This window comes from Polaribacter atrinae (assembly GCF_038023995.1).
In the GTDB taxonomy this organism is placed as follows: Bacteria; Bacteroidota; Bacteroidia; order Flavobacteriales; family Flavobacteriaceae; genus Polaribacter; species Polaribacter atrinae.
Map to the genome: position 1 here is coordinate 54,586 of NZ_CP150660.1, position 25,311 is coordinate 79,896.

The 25,311-nt window shown below is 30.3% G+C and carries 21 protein-coding genes; 14 read left to right on the top strand and 7 right to left on the bottom strand.

Translation table 11 applies throughout. From position 1 onward, the window contains the following. The first annotated feature begins 60 nt into the window (after nucleotides 1–60). Nucleotides 61–2,157: an ATP-dependent DNA helicase RecG gene (gene recG / locus WG945_RS00205; RefSeq protein ID WP_068448556.1), complete on the top strand. Its 2,097-nt coding sequence runs from the start codon at nucleotides 61–63 to the stop codon at nucleotides 2,155–2,157. On the opposite strand, the gene WG945_RS00210 is transcribed toward recG, so the two are convergent. Continuing rightward, a complete protein-coding gene (locus tag WG945_RS00210) occupies nucleotides 2,150–3,301 on the bottom strand; it encodes an MFS transporter (protein ID WP_068448573.1) in 1,152 nt (383 codons plus the stop codon). The two genes, recG and WG945_RS00210, sit on opposite strands and share 8 nt — an antisense overlap. Nucleotides 3,302–3,607: 306 nt before the next feature. Here WG945_RS00210 and cysS point away from each other — a divergent pair, with 306 nt between their 5' ends. The 6 genes from cysS to WG945_RS00235 all read left to right on the top strand — a co-directional run bounded on the left by cysS (nucleotide 3,608) and on the right by WG945_RS00235 (nucleotide 10,575). Further along, nucleotides 3,608–5,086, top strand: coding sequence for a cysteine--tRNA ligase (gene cysS / locus WG945_RS00215; RefSeq protein ID WP_068448555.1), 1,479 nt, complete (start codon nucleotides 3,608–3,610; stop codon nucleotides 5,084–5,086). A 116-nt stretch (nucleotides 5,087–5,202) separates the two neighbouring features. Next, complete coding sequence (gene yidD, locus WG945_RS00220; RefSeq protein WP_068448554.1) at nucleotides 5,203–5,436, top strand: membrane protein insertion efficiency factor YidD; 234 nt, start codon at nucleotides 5,203–5,205, stop codon at nucleotides 5,434–5,436. Between the two features lie 96 nt (nucleotides 5,437–5,532). Next, entirely contained in the window at nucleotides 5,533–6,378 is an 846-nt protein-coding gene (gene lgt / locus WG945_RS00225; RefSeq protein ID WP_068448553.1) for a prolipoprotein diacylglyceryl transferase, read from the top strand. Between the two features lie 80 nt (nucleotides 6,379–6,458). After that, nucleotides 6,459–9,983 (top strand): YncE family protein, encoded by a 3,525-nt coding sequence (locus tag WG945_RS00230; protein WP_068448552.1) that lies wholly within the window; start codon nucleotides 6,459–6,461, stop codon nucleotides 9,981–9,983. 51 nt (nucleotides 9,984–10,034) lie between these two features. Then, a complete protein-coding gene (locus tag WG945_RS17715) occupies nucleotides 10,035–10,223 on the top strand; it encodes a T9SS type A sorting domain-containing protein (RefSeq protein WP_422894425.1) in 189 nt (62 codons plus the stop codon). Nucleotides 10,224–10,263: 40 nt separating this feature from the next. Beyond that, nucleotides 10,264–10,575 carry a DUF6787 family protein gene (locus tag WG945_RS00235; RefSeq protein ID WP_068448551.1) on the top strand — a complete coding sequence of 104 codons (312 nt, stop codon included), beginning with the start codon at nucleotides 10,264–10,266 and terminating at the stop codon, nucleotides 10,573–10,575. Here the strand turns inward: WG945_RS00235 and WG945_RS00240 are convergent. Then, the gene (locus WG945_RS00240; RefSeq protein ID WP_068448550.1) at nucleotides 10,572–10,841 is read right to left on the bottom strand and encodes a hypothetical protein; all 270 of its coding nucleotides are present in this window, start codon (nucleotides 10,839–10,841) and stop codon (nucleotides 10,572–10,574) included. The two genes, WG945_RS00235 and WG945_RS00240, sit on opposite strands and share 4 nt — an antisense overlap. A 93-nt stretch (nucleotides 10,842–10,934) precedes the next feature. Between WG945_RS00240 and WG945_RS00245 the strand changes: the two genes are divergently transcribed. From WG945_RS00245 to WG945_RS00260, 4 genes are all read left to right on the top strand, one after another. Then, on the top strand, nucleotides 10,935–11,561 hold the full coding sequence (locus tag WG945_RS00245; RefSeq protein ID WP_068448549.1) for an NUDIX hydrolase: 627 nt from the start codon (nucleotides 10,935–10,937) through the stop codon (nucleotides 11,559–11,561). Between the two features lie 53 nt (nucleotides 11,562–11,614). Next, nucleotides 11,615–12,430 carry a lysophospholipid acyltransferase family protein gene (locus WG945_RS00250; protein WP_068448548.1) on the top strand — a complete coding sequence of 272 codons (816 nt, stop codon included), beginning with the start codon at nucleotides 11,615–11,617 and terminating at the stop codon, nucleotides 12,428–12,430. 197 nt (nucleotides 12,431–12,627) lie between these two features. Next, the gene (gene rimO, locus WG945_RS00255) at nucleotides 12,628–13,980 is read left to right on the top strand and encodes a 30S ribosomal protein S12 methylthiotransferase RimO (protein ID WP_068448547.1); all 1,353 of its coding nucleotides are present in this window, start codon (nucleotides 12,628–12,630) and stop codon (nucleotides 13,978–13,980) included. 49 nt (nucleotides 13,981–14,029) lie between these two features. Further along, nucleotides 14,030–14,755 carry a diphthine--ammonia ligase gene (locus WG945_RS00260; protein WP_068448546.1) on the top strand — a complete coding sequence of 242 codons (726 nt, stop codon included), beginning with the start codon at nucleotides 14,030–14,032 and terminating at the stop codon, nucleotides 14,753–14,755. A 201-nt stretch (nucleotides 14,756–14,956) separates the two neighbouring features. Here WG945_RS00260 and WG945_RS00265 read toward each other — a convergent pair whose 3' ends face one another. After that, a complete protein-coding gene (locus WG945_RS00265) occupies nucleotides 14,957–17,434 on the bottom strand; it encodes a M14 family metallopeptidase (protein ID WP_068448545.1) in 2,478 nt (825 codons plus the stop codon). Nucleotides 17,435–17,633: 199 nt separating this feature from the next. Here WG945_RS00265 and bshC point away from each other — a divergent pair, with 199 nt between their 5' ends. Both bshC and rlmF read left to right on the top strand, forming a co-directional pair. Further along, nucleotides 17,634–19,226, top strand: a complete 1,593-nt coding sequence (gene bshC, locus WG945_RS00270; RefSeq protein ID WP_068448544.1) for a bacillithiol biosynthesis cysteine-adding enzyme BshC — start codon at nucleotides 17,634–17,636, stop codon at nucleotides 19,224–19,226. A 272-nt stretch (nucleotides 19,227–19,498) separates the two neighbouring features. Next, nucleotides 19,499–20,353: a 23S rRNA (adenine(1618)-N(6))-methyltransferase RlmF gene (gene rlmF, locus WG945_RS00275; RefSeq protein WP_068448543.1), complete on the top strand. Its 855-nt coding sequence runs from the start codon at nucleotides 19,499–19,501 to the stop codon at nucleotides 20,351–20,353. 296 nt (nucleotides 20,354–20,649) lie between these two features. Here the strand turns inward: rlmF and WG945_RS00280 are convergent, their stop codons facing one another. Beyond that, a complete protein-coding gene (locus WG945_RS00280; protein WP_068448542.1) occupies nucleotides 20,650–21,252 on the bottom strand; it encodes a hypothetical protein in 603 nt (200 codons plus the stop codon). Nucleotides 21,253–21,401: 149 nt separating this feature from the next. Here WG945_RS00280 and WG945_RS00285 point away from each other — a divergent pair, with 149 nt between their 5' ends. Continuing rightward, nucleotides 21,402–22,886, top strand: coding sequence for a hypothetical protein (locus tag WG945_RS00285; protein WP_068448541.1), 1,485 nt, complete (start codon nucleotides 21,402–21,404; stop codon nucleotides 22,884–22,886). 10 nt (nucleotides 22,887–22,896) lie between these two features. On the opposite strand, the gene WG945_RS00290 is transcribed toward WG945_RS00285, so the two are convergent. The 3 genes from WG945_RS00290 to lpdA form a co-directional block, all read right to left on the bottom strand. Continuing rightward, nucleotides 22,897–23,175, bottom strand: coding sequence for a hypothetical protein (locus WG945_RS00290; protein WP_068448540.1), 279 nt, complete (start codon nucleotides 23,173–23,175; stop codon nucleotides 22,897–22,899). A 130-nt stretch (nucleotides 23,176–23,305) separates the two neighbouring features. Next, nucleotides 23,306–23,680 carry a LysM peptidoglycan-binding domain-containing protein gene (locus WG945_RS00295; RefSeq protein ID WP_068448539.1) on the bottom strand — a complete coding sequence of 125 codons (375 nt, stop codon included), beginning with the start codon at nucleotides 23,678–23,680 and terminating at the stop codon, nucleotides 23,306–23,308. A gap of 182 nt (nucleotides 23,681–23,862) precedes the next feature. Further along, entirely contained in the window at nucleotides 23,863–25,251 is a 1,389-nt protein-coding gene (gene lpdA / locus WG945_RS00300; protein WP_068448538.1) for a dihydrolipoyl dehydrogenase, read from the bottom strand. Nucleotides 25,252–25,311 lie beyond the last annotated feature (60 nt).

Consider the following 25,311-nt stretch of genomic DNA (forward strand, 5'->3'; position numbering starts at 1 on the left):
GATGAATTTCTCCATTATTAATATGGATTTCTGTATTTTCGTTTTTTATATTTTTTAAAATTGAATTTAAACTACCCAATAACATATATTAAAGGAATTAGTGTACAAAGAGCATCGCTTATGTATACAGAATTGGGTATAAAAACGTGTAACGATTTACTCAATTTTTTTCCCAATAGATATATCGATAAAACTACTTTTTACGCAATAAAAGACTTGCAGCCAAATTCTTCAGAGGTTCAAATTGTAGGTAAAATTACACGCGTAAAATCGGTAGCTCAAAAAAGAGGTAGTAGATTGGTGGCCACCTTTCAGGATGCTACTGGAAGCATGGAGTTGGTTTGGTTTAAAGGACAAAAATGGATTAAAGATGCGCTAAAAATTAATGAACCTTACGTGGTTTATGGTAAGCTGAATCATTATAATGGTAATTTTAGTATTCCGCACCCAGAGTTAGAGTTGGTGGTAGAATACAAAAAAAAGTTGCAAACCAAAATGCAACCTGTGTACCCGTCTACAGAAAGACTTGTGAACTCTGGTGTTTCTAATAAATTAATGAGAACGTATGTTCAGCATTTATTACAACAGTTTTTCGAAGTAATTACAGAAACATTATCACAAGAAATAATAGACAATTTTAAATTGATGTCTAAACGAGATGCTTTGCTAAATGCACATTTTCCTAAAAGTCAAGAAAATTTAGCGAAGGCTCAAAATCGATTAAAATTTGAAGAATTATTTTTTATTCAATTACAATTATTACGAAAAAAACTCATTAACAAAACAAAAATAAAAGGCTTTGTTTTTGAAAACGTGAGCGATTATTTTAATACATTTTATAAAGACCATTTACCATTCAACCTAACGAATGCTCAAAAAAGAGTATTAAAAGAAATTCGAAAAGATGTGGCTTCTGGTGCTCACATGAATCGCCTTTTACAAGGAGATGTTGGTTCCGGAAAAACCATTGCAGCCCTATTAACCATGCTTATGGCAATAGATAATGGTTACCAGGCAACCATTATGGCACCAACAGAAATTTTAGCAACGCAACATTACCACGCAATTTCAGAAATGTTGAAAGACATGGATATAAATGTAGATTTATTAACAGGATCTGTTAGGGTAAAAAAACGAAGAGAAATTCATGCGAATTTAGAAGATGGAACTTTACATATTTTGATAGGAACACACGCTTTGTTAGAAGATAAAGTAAAGTTTAAAAACCTAGGAATTGCAATTATTGATGAGCAACACAGATTTGGAGTTGCACAAAGAGCTAAATTGTGGACCAAAAATATTTTGCCGCCCCATATTTTAGTAATGACGGCAACACCAATACCAAGAACATTGGCTATGTCTGTATATGGAGATTTAGATATTTCTGTGATAGATGAATTACCTCCAGGAAGAAAAGAAGTGAAAACGGTACATAGATATGATAGCAACCGTTTGGCTGTTTTTAAATTTATGAGAGATGAAATTGAAAAAGGACGACAAGTATATGTTGTGTATCCTTTAATTCAAGAGTCTGAAGCCATGGATTATAAAGATTTAATGGATGGTTATGAAAGTATTTCAAGAGATTTTCCAACGCCAAAATATCAAATAAGTATTGTACACGGTAAAATGAAACCTGCAGATAAAGAACATGAGATGCAGCGTTTTGTAAAAGGAGAAACACAAATTATGGTGGCTACAACCGTAATAGAAGTTGGAGTAAATGTGCCTAATGCAAGTGTTATGATTATTGAGAGTTCAGAACGATTTGGGCTTTCTCAATTACATCAATTAAGAGGAAGAGTAGGACGTGGAGGAGACCAAAGTTATTGTATTTTACTTTCTAGTTATAAATTGTCTGAAGAAGGGAAAACACGATTAAAAACCATGGTAGATACTACCGATGGTTTCAAAATTGCTGAAGTAGATTTAAAATTACGTGGTCCAGGTAACTTAATGGGTACGCAACAAAGTGGTGTTTTAAACCTTAAAATTGCTGACGTTGTAAAGGATTCTAAAATTTTAGTTGCCGCAAGAAATACGGCAATTAGTGTTTTACAAGAGGATTCTAATTTATCGCAACCAGCAAACATCAATATTAAAAAAGCATATGTAGAATTGTCTAAAAATTCTAAAATTTGGAGCGAGATTAGTTAGATTTCTTTAGTAAAACCAAGTAGTAATAAGAAAAGCAAATACCTATTGCTACCATACCAACTCCAATAAGTAGTGGCGAATTGTAGGCATAACCATACGTAATTGGTAATCCGCCAAAAAAAGCACCCATAGTATTTCCTAAATTAAAACTAGACTGACCGCCTGCAGCAGCAATACTTTCTGATCCTTCCGCAGAATCTATTAAAAGCATTTGTATTGGTGATGAACAACTAAAAGCAGCAACGCCAGTAATAAATGCCATTGCATAACTCATAAACGGAATGTGGGCGGTAAAATAGATGATAATTAAACAGAGCATCATAAATATAAAAGAAACCGTAACTGTTTTTTGAGGGGTAATTTTATCTGCTAACTTTCCTCCTAAAAGGTTTCCTATAATCATTCCCAAGCCAACTAAAACCATAACAAACGGAATTCCGTCTTCATGAACTTTGGTAATTTCCGTCATTAAAGGTGCTATATAACTTAACCAAGCAAATAACCCACCAGTTCCTATAGAAACCATACCAATAATAACCCAAGCTTTTTTTGTTTTAAAATACCCCAATTGACTTTTTTTACTAACTTGTGATAAAGGTTGCATTTTAGGAATCCATAAATAAATAGAAAGCATCGATAATAAACCGAATAGACTTATTATTAAATAGGTGTATCTCCAAGAAAAATGATGCCCTATATAAGTACCTAAAGGAACACCAATAAGGTTTGCAATGGTCATACCAGTAACCATTATTGCAATTGCTTGTGCTTTTTTACCTTTATCTGCAAATTTTGCGGCAACTACAGAACCAACTCCAAAAAATGCACCATGTGGCAAACCTGCCATAAACCTTGATATTAATAAAACAGAATAAATAGGTGAAACAGCAAATAATCCGTTAAAAACAGCAAACAATAACATTAGAAAAATTAATACTTTTCTAGGTGAATATTTAGCAGTGAATAAGACTAAAATAGGAGAACCAATAACAACGCCTAAAGCGTATAAAGAAATTAAATGTCCTGCAGACGGAATATCAATATTTAAGTCTTTAGCAATATCAGGTAGAATTCCCATCATTGTAAACTCTGTCATTCCTATAGCAAAAGTTCCTAATGCTAATGATAATAAACTTTTCTTAATCATATAATTTTTTTGACACCCTTTTATAAAAGTATGGCAAAAGTACTACATGTTATGTTCCTAAGAAGAATCTAATCTGATAGATTTATAAACTTTTTAATGTTAGTTATTAATCTTAAAAAAGTATAATATTTGGCTATAATTACTAAGATTTAACTCTATTTATAAGGTGTTTACGTAACAGCTATTTCTCTTGATAGAGAATTTAATTATATTTTTAAAATCTTAGCAAACTTCTAACAAATTCCATTTCGTCATTCTCTTTAAAGTGTCTATCTTTATCGGCTGTAAATAGTCACTTATTTAATGGAACTGTACAAAGAAAATCAACTAAAAGTATACAACTCTTTAACCAAATCTAAAGAGGATTTTAAAACCATAACAGACGGATACGTAGGTATGTATGTTTGTGGTCCAACCGTTTATAGCAACGCACATTTAGGTAATGTTAGAACCTTTATGTTTTTTGATGTTGTGTATAGATACTTATTGCATTTAGGGTATAAAGTGCGTTATGTACGTAATATTACCGATGCAGGTCATTTAGAAAACGATGCAGATGAAGGCGAAGATAAAATTGCAAGAAAAGCACGTTTAGAACAAATTGAGCCGATGGAAGTTGTACAAAGGTACACGGTAGACTTTCATGACGTTTTAAAAAATTACAATTTTTTACCACCAAGCATAGAACCAACTGCAACAGGACATATTGTTGAGCAGATAGAAATGATTAAAGAAATCATAGAAAAAGGTTTTGCTTATGAGGTAAATGGATCTGTATATTTTGATGTACATGAGTACAATAAAAAAGAGAATTATGGTATTCTATCCGGAAGAAAAGTAGAGGATTTATTACATAATTCAAGAACTTTAGATGGGCAATCAGATAAGAAAAACCCACAAGATTTTGCCCTTTGGAAAAAAGCGGATGAAAAACATATTATGCGTTGGCCTTCTCCTTGGAGCGATGGTTTTCCGGGGTGGCATTTAGAATGTTCTGTAATGAGTACAAAATATTTAGGCGAAAGTTTTGATATTCACGGTGGTGGAATGGATTTAAAATTTCCGCACCACGAATGTGAAATTGCACAATCTAAAACATGTAGTGGAGTTACTCCTGTAAATTATTGGATGCACACAAATATGCTTTCTTTAAATGGACAAAGAATGGCAAAATCTACAGGGAATTTTATTTTACCAAATGAAATTTTATCTGGAGAAAATACGATTTTACCAAAACCATTTTCTGCAAGTGTAGTTCGTTTCTTTAACATGCAAGCCAATTATAGAAGTATTTTAGACTTTTCTGGAGATGCATTAGAAGCATCAGAAAAAGGACATTCTAAATTGATGGAAGCGGTTAATTTCTTAGATAAGATAGAAGCAGGAAAAACATCTACGTTTGATGTGCAAAAATGGAAGAAGGATTGTTATGCTGCAATGAATGACGATTTTAATACACCAATGTTAATTCCTCAATTATTTGAAGCTGTAAAGGTTGTAAATCAAATTAAAGAACATAAAGCAAGTTTAACGGCAGATGATTTAGCTGAATTTAAAACAACAATTAACGCATTTGTTTTTGATGTTTTAGGGTTGATGAATGAAAATTCTCAAGACAATTCAGAAAAAATAAATGGCGTAGTAGAATTGTTGATTAAATTAAGAAAAGAAGCAAGAGAAAATAAAGATTGGGCCTTGTCAGATCAGATTAGAGATGAATTAATTGCATTAGGAATTCAACTAAAAGATGGTAAAGAAGGAACCACTTTTTTAATCAATTAAGAGGTAATTACGAATTATGAATTTCAAGTTTTTGAGTGTGATTGTCATTTCGAAATAAGAACGATTGAGAAATCTCATAATCAGGATGTATTCATTTAATTCTTAAAGTTTAATCATTGAAAAAAATACTGTCTTTTCCATTTATATTGCTAGTTCGTTTTTATCAAACCGCAATTTCACCATTTACACCAGCAACTTGTAGATACAGTCCTACGTGTTCACACTACACAATTGAGGCTTTGCAAAAACATGGTTTGTTTTCTGGGGGATGGTTAGCATTAAAAAGAATTTTTAGTTGTCACCCTTGGGGAGGAAGTGGTTATGATCCTGTTCCAGAAAAGAAAGAATAATAATTGTTACCTCGAGCGCAGTCGAGAGGTTTTTTATAAATTGTAGTTAATAATGAGGTCTCGACTGCGCTCGACCAGACTTAGAATAAGAAAAATATGAGCTTTTTAGCAATTACATGGAATCCTTCTATAGGAATAGATTTAGGTTTTTTTACCGTTCGTTGGTACAGTTTAATGTTTGTAGCCGCATTTTTATTAGGTTTACGACTAATGAAAAAAATCTATGTAGAAGATAAAATTCCGCAAGAGAAATTAGATGTGTTATTTATGTATGTCTTTGTTTCTATGCTTGTTGGTATGCGTTTAGGAGATGTGTTTTTCTATAGTTGGTCTTATTATCAGAATCATTTATTAGAAATATTTTTACCGATAAAAGAAAGTGCAAACGACTCTTTATTTGGTATTATTAAAGGATGGAAATTTACTGGTTTTACTGGTTTTGCAAGTCATGGAGCAGCAATTGGTATTCCTATTGCTATGTTCTTTTATGCAAAAAAACACTTACAAAAACCTTGGTTATTTATCTTAGATAGATTGGCTATAATGGTTGCCTTGGCTGGTTTTTTTATCCGTTTAGGTAATTTTTTCAATTCAGAAATTTATGGAAAAGCAACAGGTTCTAGTTTTGGAGTAATTTTTAAAGCAGCAGGAGAAACAGTACCAAGACACCCTACACAATTGTATGAAGCATTTAGTTACTTAGCATTGTTTTTTGTGATGTGGCATTTATTCTGGAAAACAGACAAAAAAGAACAAACAGGATACCTTTTTGGTCTTTTTATGATAGTACTTTGGTCTTTAAGATTCTTTATAGAATTCTTAAAAGAGGCACAAGTAGATGGAAGAGAAGATTGGATTTTAAACTCTTTAAATACGGGGCAAGTTTTAAGTATACCTCTAGTTTTAATAGGTTTATGGTTGATGCTAAGGAAGAAAAAATAGTTTGATTATCTAAAAAATTAACATTTTTTTTGTAGATTTATTGTTAAGCTCTTCAAATCCTTAATAGATTTAGTTCAACTATGAAATTTACAACTCCTTTATTTTTTGTTTTTGCACTTCTGCAAATGACAGTAATGGCCCAAAGTTTAAAATATAGCGGCCCTAATTATTTTGATATTACAGAAGTCGATTTTGTAGGAGCTACAAATGGTATTATTTCTTATGAAACAACTCCTAATGGGATGGCATTTGGAGATGGAGGAACAAAATTTTATGTGGTTGGTTCTAGTGCAAATTTTATTAGTCAATTTAACTTAACCACACCTTACGATTTATCTACAATGTCTCATTTAGATAAAAACTATTTTATAGAATCTAGTGTAGATAATAATCCAGAAGATGTAACTTTTAATACATCTGGCTCTAAAATGTACATTACAGGAGAAAGTAATATTAATATTACAGAATTTGATTTACCTATAAATTGGGATGTTTCTTCTGCCATAATTAATGATACTTTTGATATTTCTGCAGCTATATTTTCTTATGATGGGTCTTCAGCAACAAGGCCTCATGGTATTACTTTTAATAATGACGGTTCTAAACTATATGTATTAGAGAGAGATACCGATAAAGTTTACGCATTTAATCTAACTACTGTTTATGATGTTTCTACAGCAAGTTCAACGGGTGTTGTAGATTTAGATGTTTCTAGTCAAGAAGGCAATCCAAGAGGACTTGCTTTTAATAATGATGGAAGTGAACTATATGTTATTGGGACGACCGGTGATGATATAAATACTTACACTTTTCCGTCAGGGAGTGAATTTAATTTATCACTAGCTAGTTACTCTTCTAATTTTTCCATTCAAACGCATGAAAAAGAACCCCAAGAAGTTATTTTTAATGATATAGGTTCTAAATTTTACGTTCTTGGAACAGATGGAATAGACGTAGATGAATATACATTATCTACTAATTTCGATTTTACATCTACCGTAACATATTTAGATAGCTATAAAATAGAAACAATAGAAAAAACAACACATGATGTATTGTTTAATGCAGATGGTACTAAAATGTATGTTGCAGGAGATATTTTAAATTCGGTATCACAATTTTCTTTATCTACTCCGTATGACATTTCAACAATAACTTTCGAAGATGCTTTATCCATTAGTAGTCGAGAAACATTTATTAGAGGTATACAATTTAATAATATTGGAGATCGGTTTTATATTACTGGATCACAATCTGATGACATAGAAGAGTATTCTGTTTCTACTCCATTTGATTTATCTTCTAGTGTTAATCATTTAGGTAGTTATAATATAAATTCAGAAGATTCAAATCCATCTAGTTTTACTTTTAATAATGATGGAAGTTTGTTATTTCTTTTAGGAAACAATACCGATAGAATAATTGTATATTCCCTTTCTACTAATTTCGATTTATCTGGTATTGCATCTGGTTCTATAGGTAGTTTTTCTGTTAATACAGATGATGATTCACCAACAGGTTTAGCTTTTAATAATGATGGTACAAAGTTTTTTATTACAGGTAATGAATTTACAAAAGTTTTAGAGTATACATTAATTACTCCATTCGATTTAATTAGCAGGACACCAATTTTAACAAATGAATATTCGGTTAATGATACTGAAGTAAGGCCAACAGGGATTACTTTTAATAATTCAGGTTCTAAAATGTATGTAGTTGGTTTCCGTAATGATAATGTTAATGAGTATAATTTAAAAAAAGGTTTTTTACCCGAAGTAGCAGCAACAAATACCGGAACAATAAGTACTTCTAATCCATTAGTTGTAACTATAAGCGGAGATACTTTTGCAGATATTGATGGAGATGATTTACTTGATGAAAATACCGAGTTTACAATCACTAATTTACCAGAAGGACTAACACCTGTTTTTACGTTGTCTGACGCAGATACAGTAGCAACACTCTCTTTTACAGGAGTAGCAAAATCTCATTTAGATACAGATGATGTAGCAGATTTAGTTTTTAATTTTACAGATGCAGCCTTTACATCATCCACGGCAATAATGGTTACTAATGCGGTAGCTTTTTCAGACTTTGTAGGTATAAACTTTATAAATTGTTATGATGATATTATTTATAATGGAAGTTGGTCTGGTGGAAGTGGAGTTAGTGGACAACCAACAGTAGCAGATGTAACAAAAGGAATTCGCATTCAATCTGATGTAACTTTAAATGAAGATGTAGATTGTTTTTGTTTAAATGTAGAATCTGGAAATACTTTATCAGTAACAACAGGTTTAGAGTTAAACGTTTCTAACTCTTTAGAATTAATAGGAGATATCCGTTTATTGGGGACTTCTCAATTAAAGCAAACACATACAGGTGTTAAAAATGCATCAGGTTCAGGAAACCTTTATAAAGATGTAAAAGGAAATTTATCTAACGTTTATCAAACAAGTTATTGGTCTTCTCCAGTAACAACAAATGGAGAAACATACAATATAAAAGGTGTTTTAAAAGACGGTACAATTCCGTTAGCAGCAACGGGTACACCTTTAGATATTTCTTTTACAGATAATTATAATGGAGATAATAGTACTTCTCCTATAAGATTAAGTAGAAGGTGGTTGGCTAAACTTGTAAATAGTAATGATTGGACAAGGCAAATAAATGAATCTACAACGTTATTAAACCCTTCAGAAGGTTTTACTAAAAAAAGTACAGGAAATACAACTGGGCAAAATTATACTTTTGTAGGGAGACCTAATGATGGAGATTACACAAGTGAAATAGCTGCTTATGGTTCTGGTACATGGAGTGTTTTAGGTAATCCTTATGCTTCTCCTATAAATGCAGATACCTTTATAGCTGATAATGCAGGAGTTATTGTTGGGTCATTATATTTTTATGATTCTGGTGATGATACTTCTCATGTAAGAGGAGAATATTTAGGAGGTTACGCAACAAGAACTTCCGGTATAGGAACTCCGGAATCTGGCATTGGAGGAACAGGAACGAAGACTCCAAGTCAGAATATAGATATAGGTCAAGGTTTCTTTGTAGAAGCATCTGCTTCTGGAGGTTCTGTAAATTTTAATAACGCACAAAGAGTTTTTGATGTTTCTGGTGCTGCAACAGAAGTATTTCATAAAAGTAGTTTAATTACAAAGAAATCGGCTTTTCCTATTTTAAGAATAGGTTATGAGTTTTTGTTAACCGACCAAACGTATCATAGACAAGTATCTGTTGGTTTTAGAGGATTAACAAATGAGTATGAAGATGGTTATGAAGCAGAAATGTGGGATTATAAATCCACAGATTTGTCTTTAAAAATTGAAGAAAAAGATTTTCCTTATGCTATTACGGGGATAGAAGATTTTAATAAATCTTTAGTAATACCTCTTAAAGTTCAAACCGATTTAAATAGAGATGTTACTTTTAAGATAGATGACATGACAGATATCGATTCTGAAGTCTATTTATATGATAGTGTCACTGAAAACTACGTTGATATAACTGTTACTAATGCAACAGTAAATCTAGATTCTGGTGTTTATGATGATCGTTTTTTTATTACTTTTAATCAAACTGTTCTTGGTTTATAGCTTAATAAAATCAATAATTTTACAATTAAGAGTAAAGAAAAAGAACTCATAATTTCATCAAAAGAAGTAATAGAGAAAGTACAGATCTATAATTTGTTAGGGCAAAATGTTACTACTAAAATAAATTTATTAAAACAGCCTGAAGTAAAAGTTAATACAGCTAGTTTTAATAAGGGAATTTACATCGTTAGAGTAAAAAATTCAAACGGGAGTTTTACTAAGAAAATTAATATCAACTAAATTTCCTTAATTGGTTTCCTAATTGTAGTTTTGTCGAAATATGGAAAAATTAAAACAACGTTGGGGAGTAAAAAATAATTGGTCTATTGTAGCAATTATTTTGGTGTTTTCTATAAACGGTTCTTTTGCTACTTGGGTAGCTAAACCTATTACTAGTTTTATAGGACTGTCTCAAGACACAACAAACCCTTGGGTATTTTGGCCTTTAAGAATTATGTTAATTTTTCCTATTTATCAAGCAACATTGCCTATTGTAGGTTGGTTTTTTGGTCAGTTTAAATTCTTTTGGGCTTTCGAGAAAAAGTTTTTAAGTAGATTGGGGTTAGGTTTTTTATTCAAAAAAGAAGATTAAAACATTATAATTTCTTCTACTTCTTCCTTTTTAATGACATGGCTGTAAAACCACATTATTGTAAATGTTGGTATGATATCTAAAAAAGGGATGGCTTCTTCAATAAAACTGATTATAGCAGCAACTTTTCCCTGTTTTCCTTTGTACATTTTGGATATTAAATAACTAGATAATGGAGCCCAAAGAACATCTATAAAAGGTATTGGAATAATACCAATAAGATCTAGTAGAATGCTTAGAATTAGTTTTTTGTATTTTTTAGTCATAGTTGTGTTTTATAGTGTCATTCAAAATTCTTGCCAAATACTGCTTATTTAAAGTCGAAAAAGAATAATTTTGTTAAAATTAAATTTTTCTAAGTGAATTTTAACGATTTTAAAAATAAAATAGCGCAATTAAAAACAACTGAGTTAGGAGGTTTATCTGCACAATTTAAATTAGCACCTAAAATTAGACTAAAATATGATGCTGATAAAATTACTGCAAATAATCCAAAAAAAGCGGCAGTATTAGCATTGTTTTATCCAAATTTAAAAAATGAAACTTGTTTTTTACTCACACAAAGAGCTAGCTATAAAGGAATACATTCTGCACAAATAAGTTTTCCAGGAGGTAAGAAGGATCAAACGGATACAAATCTTCTAAAAACAGCGTTAAGAGAAACCTTTGAAGAAGTTGGTGTTGTTGAGGAATCTATTGAAATAATTAGAGAATTAACAGATGTATATATTCCGCCAAGTAATTTCTTGGCAACCCCTTTTTTAGGATATGCAAATCAAAGACCAAATTTTAATTTAAACTACGAAGTAGCGCAAACAATTGAGGTTCTACTAAGAGATTTGTTAAGTGAAACAAATTTTACTTCTATAAAAATGAATACTTCTTATATGAATAACGTAGAAGTACCGTGCTTTAATCTAGATGGTTATGTTGTTTGGGGGGCAACAGCCATGATGCTTTCTGAAATTAAAGAACTCTTAAAATAGCATCTTTCTTAATTGTTTTGTAAGTTTGTTAAAATAACTAAAACTAATTTAGAATGCCTTTATTTAAAAGGAACCCATTTGGTCATATTTTATTCCTAAAAAAATGGCTTATAAGAATTTTTGGAATTGTTTCTCACGGTAGATATCGTAAATTCAATAACCTACAGATTGAAGGTTCAGAAAATCTTAAAAACTTACCAGATTCAGGAGTCTTATTTATTGCCAATCACCAAACTTATTTTGCTGATGTAGCGGCAATGTATCACGTTTTTAATGCTTCTTTAAGTGGTAGAGATGATTCTATTAAAAATATTGGATATATCTGGAAACCCAAATTGAATGTTTATTTTGTTGCTGCAGGAGAAACAATGAGAGCGGGATTATTACCTAAAATATTTGCTTATATGGGATCTGTTTCTATAGAAAGAACCTGGAGAAGTGGTGGTAAAGATGTAAAAAGACAAGTTAAAAATTCTGATATTTCTAATATTGGAAAAGCAATAAAAGATGGTTGGGTAATTACTTTTCCACAAGGTACAACAACCCCTTTTAGACCAATTAGAAGAGGTACAGCTCATATTATTAAAACCTATAAACCAGTTGTAGTACCAATTGTAATAGATGGTTTTAGACGTTCTTTTGATAAAAAAGGATTAAATATTAAGAAACGTAATGTTTTACAATCTATGGTTATTAAAGAACCGTTAGATATAGATTATGAAAATGAAACCGTTGCAGAAATAGTAACTAAGATAGAGTATGCTATAGAGCAACATCCTTCATTTTTAAAAGTTTTATCTGTAAAACAATTAGAAGAACTTACAAAAGAAGAAGAAGAATTGAATAAGAAAAGAGAGTTTTGGAGCTAATTATTCAATTTGAAATATACTACTTAAAAGCCTCGAAATTTCGAGGTTTTTTTATGCAATAAAATTAGATTTAAGAACTTCATCAATAGGTAAACAACCAACTTTTGTACAATCTATATTTGTTTATAATAACCATATTAAAAACTATATAGATATACCCTAATTAAGCTGTATATTTGCAGTCTGAAAAAAATGATATGCGTACAAAAACCATCAAAAAAAATAAGATTAACGTAGTTACTTTAGGGTGTTCTAAAAATGTTTACGATTCTGAGGTGTTAATGGGACAATTAAAGGCCAACGGAAAAGAGGTTGTTCACGAAGATGAAAACGATGATGGAAATATTGTCGTAATCAATACTTGTGGATTTATTGGTAAAGCCAAAGAAGAATCTATTGATACAATTTTACATTATGCAAAAAGAAAAGAAGCTGGTGAAATTGATAAAGTTTTTGTTTCTGGTTGTTTAAGTGAACGTTATAAACCAGATTTAGAAGCAGAAATTACCAATGTAGATCAATATTTTGGTACGCACGATTTACCGAATCTTTTACAAGCATTAGAAGCAGATTATAAGCACGAATTAATTGGTGAACGTTTAACTACAACACCTAAACATTATGCGTATTTAAAAATAGCAGAAGGTTGTGATAGACCTTGTTCGTTTTGTGCAATTCCTTTAATGAGAGGAAAACACGTTTCTACACCTATTGAAGATATTGTTACAGAAGCAACAAAACTTGCAGAAAAAGGAATTAAAGAAGTAATGTTAATCGCGCAAGATTTAACGTATTACGGATTAGATATTTACAAAAAAAGAGCATTAGCAGATTTATTAGAAGCTTTGGCTAAGGTAGAAGGAATTGAATGGATTAGAATGCATTATGCTTTTCCAACAGGTTTCCCTATGGATGTTTTAGAGGTAATGAAACGTGAACCTAAAGTGTGTAATTATTTAGATATTCCTTTACAACACATTAATACAGAGTTGTTAAAGTCGATGAAACGTGGTACAACGCACGAAAAAACAACGGCATTAATTCATAAATTTAGAGAAGTTGTCCCAGAAATGGCTATTAGAACAACTTTGATTGTTGGTTATCCTGGAGAAACAGAAGAAATGTTTCAAGAGTTAAAAGATTGGATCGAAGAAATGCGTTTTGAACGTATGGGCGCTTTTGAGTATTCTCATGAAGAAAATACTGGAGCATATGTTTTAGAAGATGATGTACCTGCAGAAGTAAAGTTTAGAAGAGTAAATGAGATTATGGAAATTCAATCTCAAATTTCTTGGGAATTAAATCAAGAGAAAATAGGAAAAACATTTAGATGTTTATTCGACAGAAAAGATGGAGAGTTTTTCTACGGAAGAACAGAATCTGATTCGCCAGATGTAGATAATGATGTTATTGTAGATGCAAAAGAACATTATATTAAAATAGGTGAATTTATAGATATTAAAATCCACGAAGCAGGAGATTATGATCTATACGGTACACCAACTGTTAAGCAAGAAAAACCAGTTTCTTTAAATCAAAAAAGAAAATAAATAATCAAAATCCTACTTTATGTAGGATTTTTTTATGCAAATTGTTCGTATGAAAAAAACGTATTTTAATTGGAGTTCTGGTAAAGATTCTGCTTTGGCACTTTATAAAATTTTACAAGATCCAACTTACAATTTAGATTTATTAGTAACCACAATTAATAAAGATTTTAATAGAGTTTCTATGCACGGTCTTAGAAATGATTTATTATTAAAGCAAGCAGCATCTATAGGAATCGATTTAAAAACAATAGAATTTCCTGCGGATGTTACGATGGATTTGTATGCTGAAATAATGAAAGAGGCGATGGATTCTTTAGTAGAAAAAAAATATTCACATACTATTTTTGGTGATATTTTTCTGGAAGATTTAAAAGCATACAGAGATACTAAATTAGCTGAGGTAAATATCACAGGAGTGTATCCGCTTTGGAAAAAAGATACTAAAGAAGTCTTGCAAGAATTTTTAGCTTTAGGCTTTAAGGCAATTACAGTTTGTGTAAATGCAAAGTTACTAGGCGAAGAATTTGTGGGACGAGTTATCGATGAACAGTTTATAAAGGATTTACCAGAAAATGTAGATGTTTGCGGAGAAAATGGTGAGTTTCATACTTTTGTTTTTGACGGACCTATCTTTAAAAACCCAATTGATTTTTCTATAGGAGAAAAAGTTCTTCGTTCTTATACGTTACATGATAATGAAGATGATAATTGTTATCAAGCTAAAAAAGAAGAAGCTAACCACGATACTAGTTTTTGGTATTGTGATTTGAGTTGATTCTACTTTTTATAAAATATAAAAACCCGATCTATTGATCGGGTTTTTAAGTTTTAATATTGTTTGATGATAAATATTAATTGAGCTCTTAAGATAACTTGTTTTAAGTAACTGCTTGCGTTAAGGATTGAAATGGCATCCTTTTTACTTTTTTGTAAAAAGATATAATGGAAAGCCTGTTAAAACGCCCAAATTAAAAATCTATTTCAATTTATCTGAATTTAATAAGAAAACAGCATTGGCAACAAATAGTTTTCCGTTTTGCCAGAAAGATCTAAACAAAGGGTTGTCTACCATATAAATGATGCTTCCGCTACCCATTTTTTCCTCGGCAAATAAAACAGATTTTGGTACTTTTTTTATGGCTTTACTACCTGCGTAACCAGATACATTTTTAACATTTTCATCAAAGTAAGCAACGTTATTTCCGTCTTTTAAATACTCATACGTAGTTCCACCCAATTTTAAAGAAAAATAGGTTTTTCCATAACCAAAAGCTAATGGATGCGTATTGTCTAAAGTACTTTTAAAAATACTACCGGTAATTAAATGGGCTACACTTTTGCGTTCTCTATCTGCAAAAGGAATTAAATTTGCTTCTTTAATTATTTCTTCGGATACTTTCTTTTTTAAAGAGAATTCCTTTTTATCTGCAAAACTATTTAAAGCGTTTCCAATAGCAATTAAAGTACCACCAGAACGCGTCCAAGTTTTTAATTTCTCTAAAGTAGTTTTTGTTAAAACTGAATTATATCGTCCGTCAGGAATAATAATAACATCGTATTTTGAATAATCTAAATAGCTAAAATTGTCTGAGTTTACATTGGTTATTGGGTATTGTAATTGTGTTTCAAAGAAATGCCAAATTTCACCAAAGCTTAAAGAAGATGTTCCCTTACCAGATAAAACCGCAACTTTTTGTTGGTTGATTGGTTTTACAGAATACGAACCAAAGTCTGCACCAGAAGAAACAAAACCTGTAGAAACATTTGCTAATTCTCTTTGGTGCTTGTTTGCAATGGTTATTAAATTCGTATCAAAATCATCATTTCTGTTGTCATTTCTTAAAATAATTAAAGTTCCTCTTTCATACGATTTACCCGCAATAGAAAAAGGTTTTTCTGAGAAACGAGGCGTAATATTTGCTTGTAACAAAGCTCCTAAAAAAGTGGCATCCTTTAAACTATTCCACTTAGAGATGTAAGCATACGCACTTTTATCAATTAAATTAGTAATAGGTTTTGTGGCTTTGCTAGCGCTAGAACTTACTTTTGTTTTAGAAGCAATTGCTTTAAATCCGTGGGCATAAGGTAAAGACCAAGCAGTAATATCATAGGTTAAAGAATCTACTATTTTTGCTTTAGGCTCAAAAAGTACTTTTACCATTTTTCCTTTTGGCTGATTGGTGTGTATTACTAAATCAGATGAAGAAACATTCATTTTAGCTTCTTTTTGAGTACTATAATCATACCCTTTTACAGTACCTGTATTTGTGTTTTCATAGGTAATTTCATGCGTGTCTAACAATGCTTTTAAACGATTTGTCTTGTCTTCATTTTCATTTTTTAACACATAACTTTTGAATTCTATAGCATCATTTTTAAAGAACTTTCTAAATTCGGTATTTAATTTTTCTGCATTTTTAGAGGAAACTTCTACAGTAGACAAACCTGTTGTAAGATGATGTGTAGCTCTATCTTTTAAGGTTAAAACTTCTCCTTGATCTGTATTGATGCCTAAACCAGCCATTCCATGACCAGCTTGTTCATAGGTCATTCCAATGGCACCCATATAAGTTGGGTAGGTGTCTCCGTAACTTGGGTATAATAAATCGAAACTTTCTTTTGTAAAATACAACCAACCTTCTTTATCAAAGTAACTCGCATGATTTTTTCCTATTTCAGTTTGAAATTCTCTTTGCCAATCAGAAATAATTTCATGAAAAGGTTCTGCCGCTGGTGCAAAATAATAAGGATTATTGATATATTGTTCGTGGAAATCTACATGTACATGAGGCATCCATTTGTTATACATTTTTATACGTTGTGCAGATTCTACTTGTGTAACCCAAGCCCAATCTCTATTTAAATCGAATAAATAATGATTTGGTCTTCCAGAAGGCCAAGGTTCTGCATGTTCTTTTGCATCTTGGTTGCTATTATAAGGAGTGCTTTTTACTTGGTTGTACCAATTCACATATCTATCTCGTCCGTCTGGATTTACAGAAGGATCTATAATTACCACTGTGTTTTCTAACCAAGCAGCTTTTTTAGTAACCAATTCATACAAAGTTAACATGGCTGCTTCTGTACTAGAAGCCTCGTTTCCATGTACGTTGTAACTTAACCAAACAATGGCTTTATTGTTTTTAGAATTTCCAGAAAGAATACCTGTTTGCGTAAGGTTGTTTTTTCTAATAGTTTCTAAATTATTGATGTTTTCTTGCGAAGAAATATAACTTAAATACAAAGGTCTGTGTTCATTAGTTTCTCCGTATTTTTCTAATTTTACATTAGATAAAGTGTTGCTAACATATTTAAAATAGTCTACAACTTTATGATTTCGGGTAAAACGAGTACCAATTTCATAACCTAAAAATTGAGAAGGAGATTGTAGTGTTTGAGAAAAAATGCTTCCAACCGTTAAGAAAGCAGTGATAAAAAGGATTTTAATTTTCATAAAGATGGGTTTGGAAGCCAAAAGTAAGAATATATTTTTTTGTTTATCAGAAGATTGATTCTTTATGTTGTTAAAACTTTGTTAGATTGAAAGAAGCCTTTCGACAAAGGATAAATAATTCGTATTTTTATCAAAAATTAATCAAACTAAATGAATTCTACCACAGAATCTGATTGTTGCAAAAACCGTGTTATTTAAGATGAAAGTAACACAGATACCATTTCAAAAAACAGGATTTTTTTCTAATATAATGCTAGATTATTTAGAGAAAAAAGAGTCTATACAACCATTTTATAATAATTTTCCGGATATTTCTGGTTTTCATAATCAGATAGAAGAGAAGCAAAAATCGTTTAGATTGCAATCTAGATTGGTGCTAGTAGATGCTTTAAAAAATCAATACAAAGGTTTTAACGTTTCTAAAAAAACGGAAGAAAACATTGAAACTCTAAAGTTACAAAATACATTTACAGTGACTACGGGACATCAATTAAACTTGTTTACGGGTCCTTTATACTTCTTGTATAAAATTCTTTCTACTATTAATTTGTGTGAAGAATTGTCTGAAAAATTTCCAGAACAAAATTTTGTTCCAATTTATTGGATGGCAACAGAAGATCATGATTTTGAAGAGATTAATTATTTTAATTTTGATGGAAAAAAAGTACTTTGGAACCGTGAAGATGGTGGGGCAGTTGGACGTTTTTCTACTGAAGGATTAGCAGCCGTTTTCGATGTTTTTTCTGAACACTTGGGGCATTCTAAAAATGCAGAATTTCTAAAAAAGTTATTTTTTGATGGGTATTTAAAACATCATAATTTAGCTGATGCTACACGTTATATTGCAAATGAATTATTTAGCGATTATGGTTTGATTATTTTAGATGGAGATGATGCTAGTCTAAAACAATTGTTTACCCCAATTGTAAAAGACGAACTAGAAAACGAAACTTCGTTTAAAGCTGTTTCAAAAACAATTATAGATTTAGAAAAGAATTATAAAATTCAAGTGAACCCAAGAGAAATTAATTTATTTTATTTGGGAGCTGATTTTAGAGAACGTATTATTTTTGAAGAAGGAGTTTACAAAGTAAACAACACAGATATTACTTTTTCTAAGGCTGAAATTTTAAAAGAAGTAGATGAAAATCCGAAAGCATTTTCTCCAAACGTAATAATGAGACCTTTATACCAAGAGGTAATTTTACCAAACCTTTGTTATTTAGGTGGAGGAGGAGAGATGGCGTATTGGTTAGAATTAAAAGATTATTTTAAAGAAGTAGCCATTCCATTTCCTATTTTACTATTGCGTAATTCTGTGCAAGTAGTTTCTGAAAAACAAGCAAAAAAGTTAGAGAAATTAAATATTTCTTTAGAAGAACTGTTTTTAAATCAATATGATTTATTGTCTGAAAAGGTGATAGAAAACTCAGAGATTAAGGTGAATTTTAATGAGAAGATTCAGTTTTTACAAAAGCAATTTTTAGAACTGAAAGAAGTAGCCAAACAAACAGATGTTTCTTTTGTAAATGCAGTAAATGCACAAGAAAGAAAGCAAGTTAAAGGTTTAGAGAATTTACAAAAGCGTTTGTTAAAAGCAGAGAAAAAAAGACAAACAGATTTAGTGGAAAGAATTACGCTACTTCAAAATGAAATTTTACCAAATCAGAGTTTAGAAGAGCGTCAACGTAATTTTTCTGAATATTATTTAGAATATGGTTCAGCATTTACAAAAGCATTAAAAGTTTCATTAAAACCATTGCAATTAGAGTTTACAATTTTAGAACTGTAACACAGCTTTTTTTAGAGAGAATATAGCTGTTTACAGCGTTTTCTCTAAAATGTTTACCTCATACATAACGTTCTCTCATTTTGAAATGATTTTTTTTGAAGTGAATTATGTGTTTTAAATAGAAAATAAATTATTTTGAACTAACTTTATAAATTCGAGCTAATTCATCTTATTATAAACTACTTTTGACCTTTGAAAAAAAGAAACACAAATGGCTGTGACAATCAGTATAATTCGTTTTGTTTTTTTTCAATATAATTACACGAAATACAATGAAAGATAAAGGATTACACCCAAAAAATAAATTCAACAAAGGTTATAATTTTGATGAATTAATTATCATAAACCCAGCATTAAAAGAATACGTCGCTAAAAATCAATTTGATACTGTTACCATAGATTTTTCAAATCCGGATGCAGTAAAAGAATTGAATAAAGCTCTATTATTTTCTTTAGATAAAATTTCTACTTGGAATTTTGGTGACAAAAACTTATGTCCTCCAATTCCTGGACGTTTAGATTACATTCACCATTTAGCAGATTTACTTTCTGGAGAAAAAGATATTAAGATATTAGATATTGGTACAGGTGCAACTGGTATTTATCCTTTATTAGGTATTGCAGAATATGATTGGAATTTTGTAGCTACAGACATCGATTTAGATTCTTTAGATACTGCCCAAGATATTATGGACGATAATAATTTTACAAATAAAATTGAATTACGTCAACAATTAAATGAAGAACAAATTTTAAAAGGAATTTTAAAAGACACAGATTCTTTTTCTGCAACAATGTGTAATCCTCCTTTTTACAAATCGGCAGAAGAAGCACAAGGAGCTAATGGAAGAAAGTCTAGAAACTTAGGCAATAACGCAGTTAGAAACTTTGCAGGAAACAACAATGAGCTTTGGTACATTGGTGGAGAAAAAGCTTTTTTACATAATTATTTATATGAAAGTTCTTTGTTTCCTAAAAGTAGTAAATGGTACACAAGTTTAGTTTCTAAGAAAGAAAACGTAAAAAGTTTAGAAAAATCTTCTGCAAAATTAGGGGCTGCTGAGTTTAAAATTATTCCGATGCATCAAGGAAATAAAGTAACTAGAATTGTTGCTTGGAGGTTTTAAGAAAACTTCTTTATTTTCTTAATAAGAAAACATATTTATAAAAAAAGGTTCAATCAAATTTCATTTTGATTGAACCTTTTTTTATTTGAAATAATAGATTTCTCAATTGCTAAAAAGCTCATTTGGAAATTACAGTCGGTTTGTTGTTTGAAGTTGAAATTCAGTCTGTCATTCCGAATGAGGAACGAAGAGGAATCTCATCATGTTTTTAATAATCTTAATAATGTAGGTTTTGTAAAATTTTCATGAGATTTCTCAATCGCTAAAAAGCTCATTTCGAAATGACAAAAGAAGACTTAGTTAAACACCACATCATTAATTTTATACTTTTTACAAATAAAATGTAACAGCGTATAAACTAACATATGTACAAAAACCAAACAGATAAACGCATACAAAGGCACTCCAAAAAGTTGATAAGGCCAATAATAGGTCCAAACTCCTAAATAAATAGTAATTACTTCTCCAAAAGCAGGGAGAATTAAGGCCAATAAAATTGCCAAAAGAATCTTGTTTTTTTGAGTTTTCTCTTTTAATAAAGGAATTAAATTACGTTCTAATTTGTACAAATAATGGAAGGCGAGCATCCAAGCAAAAGGTAACCATAAGGGCAATTCTCTTGTAACTTCATGATACTCCCAATATCCATTTGCAACTCCCCAAGTTTCACCAACAATTCCTCCAAAACCAGTTAATAACATACCTATTAATAACAACCAATTCTTGTTTGTTTTTGGCTGAATTATTTCTTTATAGATATTAGATACAATTTTTAGCACTAAAATTCCTGCAATTATAGCGTCATATTCTTTTAAAAGACCAATAAAAATTCCTGCAATTATTAATTTTAATAGCGCTTTAAGCGTTTCTTTTAAGAATAGTTTTTTGTTAGTAATCAATGTGTTATTTCTTTTTTGGCAAAAATAAGGTTCTAAATTGAGTCAACTCTTATTTTTTTATAAAATTGAACGATATGAGTTCATTCTTTTCTGTATTGAAGTAAGAAAAAATAAATTAGTATGTTAGATTTGTTTTAAAGCTAACTCACATGAATAAAAAAACGTTTAAAATATTTTTACTAGTCGTATCTATTTTATCTATTTATAAAATTGTGGAGTATCGGGTTACAAAAAAATTAGACGCATATTTAATAACCCAAGAATTAAATTATGACACGTTATCAATAAATTTATTATTTGGGAATATTACTTTAGAAAATGTTTCTAAGAAAAAAGACAGTCTTCAGCTTAGTGCTGAGAAGTTAGAAATAAAAGGAGTTTCTTATTATCAATATCTAAAAAATAATTCAATTTATATTCAAGATTTAAAAACGATTAACTCTACAATTACAGGAAAAATTCTAAAAAAAGGGCATAAAAAAGAGACTCGTAAAGATTCCTCAAAAAAGGCTCCCTTAGATTTAAAAATAGATAATATTGACTTTGAAAATGTAGAAATTGATATTCAAAAGAATGATAATTTTCCTTTAACGGTTAAAAACATTTCTTTTGTAATTAATGATTTTGAGCTGGATACTTCTCAAAACAAGTCGATTCCTTTTTTATATTCTAATTTAGAGGTATCGGTTATTGATTTTGAAACTCAGTATTCTAAAGTTCAAAAAGTGAAGTTTTCTAAACTGATTTTTGAAAAAGACAATTTATCTTTAGACAGTTTAGAGATTGTACCTTTAAAGTCAAGAGAAAAATATATCTATCATGTTTCCGAAGAAAAAGAACTGATGACTTTATTAAGTGAAAAGGTTGTTATTTCTGATATAAAAATATCCGAAAAAGAAAAATTTAACTTCACGGCAAACCATATTTTATTTGAAGAAGTTTTTTTTAATTTATACTTAGACGGAACTGTATTAGAACATCCAGATAAAAGAAAAGACTTGTATAGTAAAAGTCTTAGAGAGCTGCCTTTTAATATTGATATCAAGAATGTAGAGATTAAAAAATCGAAAATTGTTTATGAAGAGTACACCATAGAAGGGAACAAACCAGGTATTTTAAATTTCGACAATCTAAATGCCCAAATAAGTAATATAAATAATAATAGTGTTAGAGAAAACAACGTAACAACAGCAAAGATTCAATCTAACTTTATGAAATATTCTCCTTTAGATATTGAGTGGATATTTGATATCAATAATAAAAATGATAATTTTAGAATTAAAGGAAGTTTGTTTGATGTGAATTCAAAAAATATGAGTTCTTTTTTATTGCCAACCATGAATGTGAAAATGGATGGTTATATCGATAAAATGTACTTCGATTTTGAAGGCAATGATTATACTTCTAACGGGAAGTTAAATTTAGATTTTAAAAACTTTAATATTAAAGTTTTAGATAAAGACAAAAGTAAGAAAAAGGTACTAAGTTGGTTGGCAAATCTATTTATAAAAGATTCTTCTAAAAACGGAATTGTAAAAGTAGCAACTGAAAATGTAGAAAGAGATAGAACAAAATCTTTTTGGAATTTCTTTTGGAAGAATGTTGAAAAAGGACTGCAAAACTCGTTAATTTAATAGCTTAAAACTATGCCTCTTTTTTTAATCTTTGATATTTCTTCTCATAAATAGTAAAAGAAACATAATAGGATAAAAGAAAATATACGCAAAATAAGGTAAGGACTTTAGTTACGAATTGTAAGGTTAAAAAACCTTGTACACTTTCTATAAATTGAAAAACAATACCAAAGGGAATTGCAAAGTAAAGACTTTGTAATAGGGCGTATTTTACTCTTTGTGTTCTTTTAGGTTCCCAATATTTTATAAAGTTGTCTTTCTTAGACTTTGCAGATTCTTTAGAACTCATTTTTAGTTTTTAGAATTCAAAGATAAATAAAACGAAATAAATTTAGTTTCTAATACAGTTTTTTTGGCAATCAATACAAATAAAAAAACCGAAGCAACTTGCTTCGGTTTTAATATAGTTTTGTTTATGCCTAGATATTAGGGATCACCAATTCTTGTCCTATTTGAATTGCATCTGGGTTATTTAAGATGTTTGTATTTGCTTCAAAAATAATATTGTATTTTCTTGAGTTACCATAATATTTTTTAGATATTTTACTTAAAGTATCTCCGCTTTTTACAGTATGATTTGCAAAAACAGAAGTATCTGCAACTTCTATATTTGCTTTAATATCTGTAGGATTGTCTCCACCTACTTCTTTTATTTTATCCCAAAGAAGGTTTTTTTCATATTGGTTTTTTGCCGTACCAGTTACGTGTAAAACACCATTTTCTTCTTTTACATCTCCATTTTGAATTGCTAATTGCTCACCTAAATCTAATACACTTTGATATTTTGTTTTCATTTTGTTTTTTAGTTATCGTTAATACTTGAAAGATACAAAAAAACCGAAGCAAGGAGCTTCGGTTTTCGTTAAAAGTACTGTTTTTATAGATGAAATTTAACTGTTGTAAGTAGTATCACCTTTTTTATATATTGATTTGTGGTTCTAATAAACTACAAACCAAACAGTTTAGTGTTTAAATCTTATAAGTGAATTACTTCATCATAAGCATCCGCAACTGCTTCCATAACAGCTTCACTCATTGTTGGGTGAGGATGAATTGTTTTTAAGACTTCATGACCAGTAGTTTCTAATTTACGTCCTAAAACTGCTTCTGCAATCATATCTGTAACACCAGCACCAATCATATGGCATCCTAACCATTCACCGTATTTTGCATCAAAAATTACCTTTACAAAACCTTCAGTCGCTCCAGATGCAGTTGCTTTACCAGATGCAGAAAAAGGAAATTTACCTACTTTTAAATCGTAACCAGCTTCTTTAGCTTTTGCTTCTGTCATACCCACAGATGCAATTTCTGGAGTAGCATAAGTACAACCAGGTACATTTCCGTAATCGATTGGTTCTGTATGTAAACCAGCTAATTTCTCAACACAAGTAATTCCTTCTGCAGAAGCAACGTGTGCTAAAGCTTGTCCAGGAACCACATCACCAATAGCATAATAACCAGGTATGTTTGTTTGGTAAAAATCGTTTACTAAAATTTTATCTCTATCAACAATAATACCAACATCTTCTAAACCAATGTTTTCAATGTTAGATTTAATTCCAACTGCAGATAATAAGATATCAGCGGTTAAAGTTTCCTCTCCTTTTTTAGTTTTTACAGTTGCAACAACACCTTCACCAGAAGTATCAACAGATTCTACAGAAGAATTTGTCATTACTTTAATACCCGCTTTTTTAATAGATTTTTCAAATTGCTTTGAAACATCAATATCTTCTACAGGTACTACATTTGGCATAAATTCTACAATAGTAACATCAGTTCCCATAGAATTATAAAAATGAGCAAACTCAACACCAATTGCTCCAGAACCTACAACAATCATAGATTTTGGTTGCGTTGGTAAACTCATTGCTTGTCTATAACCAATTACTTTTTTACCATCTTGTGGTAAATTAGGTAACTCTCTAGAACGTGCACCAGTTGCAATAATAATATTGTCTGCGCTATATTCAGTTACGGTACCATCTTCTGCAGTAACATCAACTTTTTTACCCGTTTTAATTTTACCAAAACCGTTAATAATATCGATTTTGTTTTTCTTCATTAAAAAGGCAACACCTTTACTCATTCCATTTGCAACACCACGACTTCTTTTAATAACAGCTTCAAAATCTTTATCAATTGCCTCTGCTTTTAAACCATATTGATCTACATGCTTTAAATAATCATAAACCTGTGCAGATTTTAACAATGCTTTTGTAGGTATACATCCCCAGTTTAAGCAAATTCCACCTAAGTTTTCTTTCTCTACAATGGCAACTTTAAAGCCTAATTGAGAAGCTCTAATTCCTGTTACATAACCTCCAGGTCCACTTCCAATAATAATGATGTCGTATTTCATAATTGTATATTTAACTTTTTATTTCTCTGTTTTGGGCGTTTTAACGGGCTTTCCGTTGTA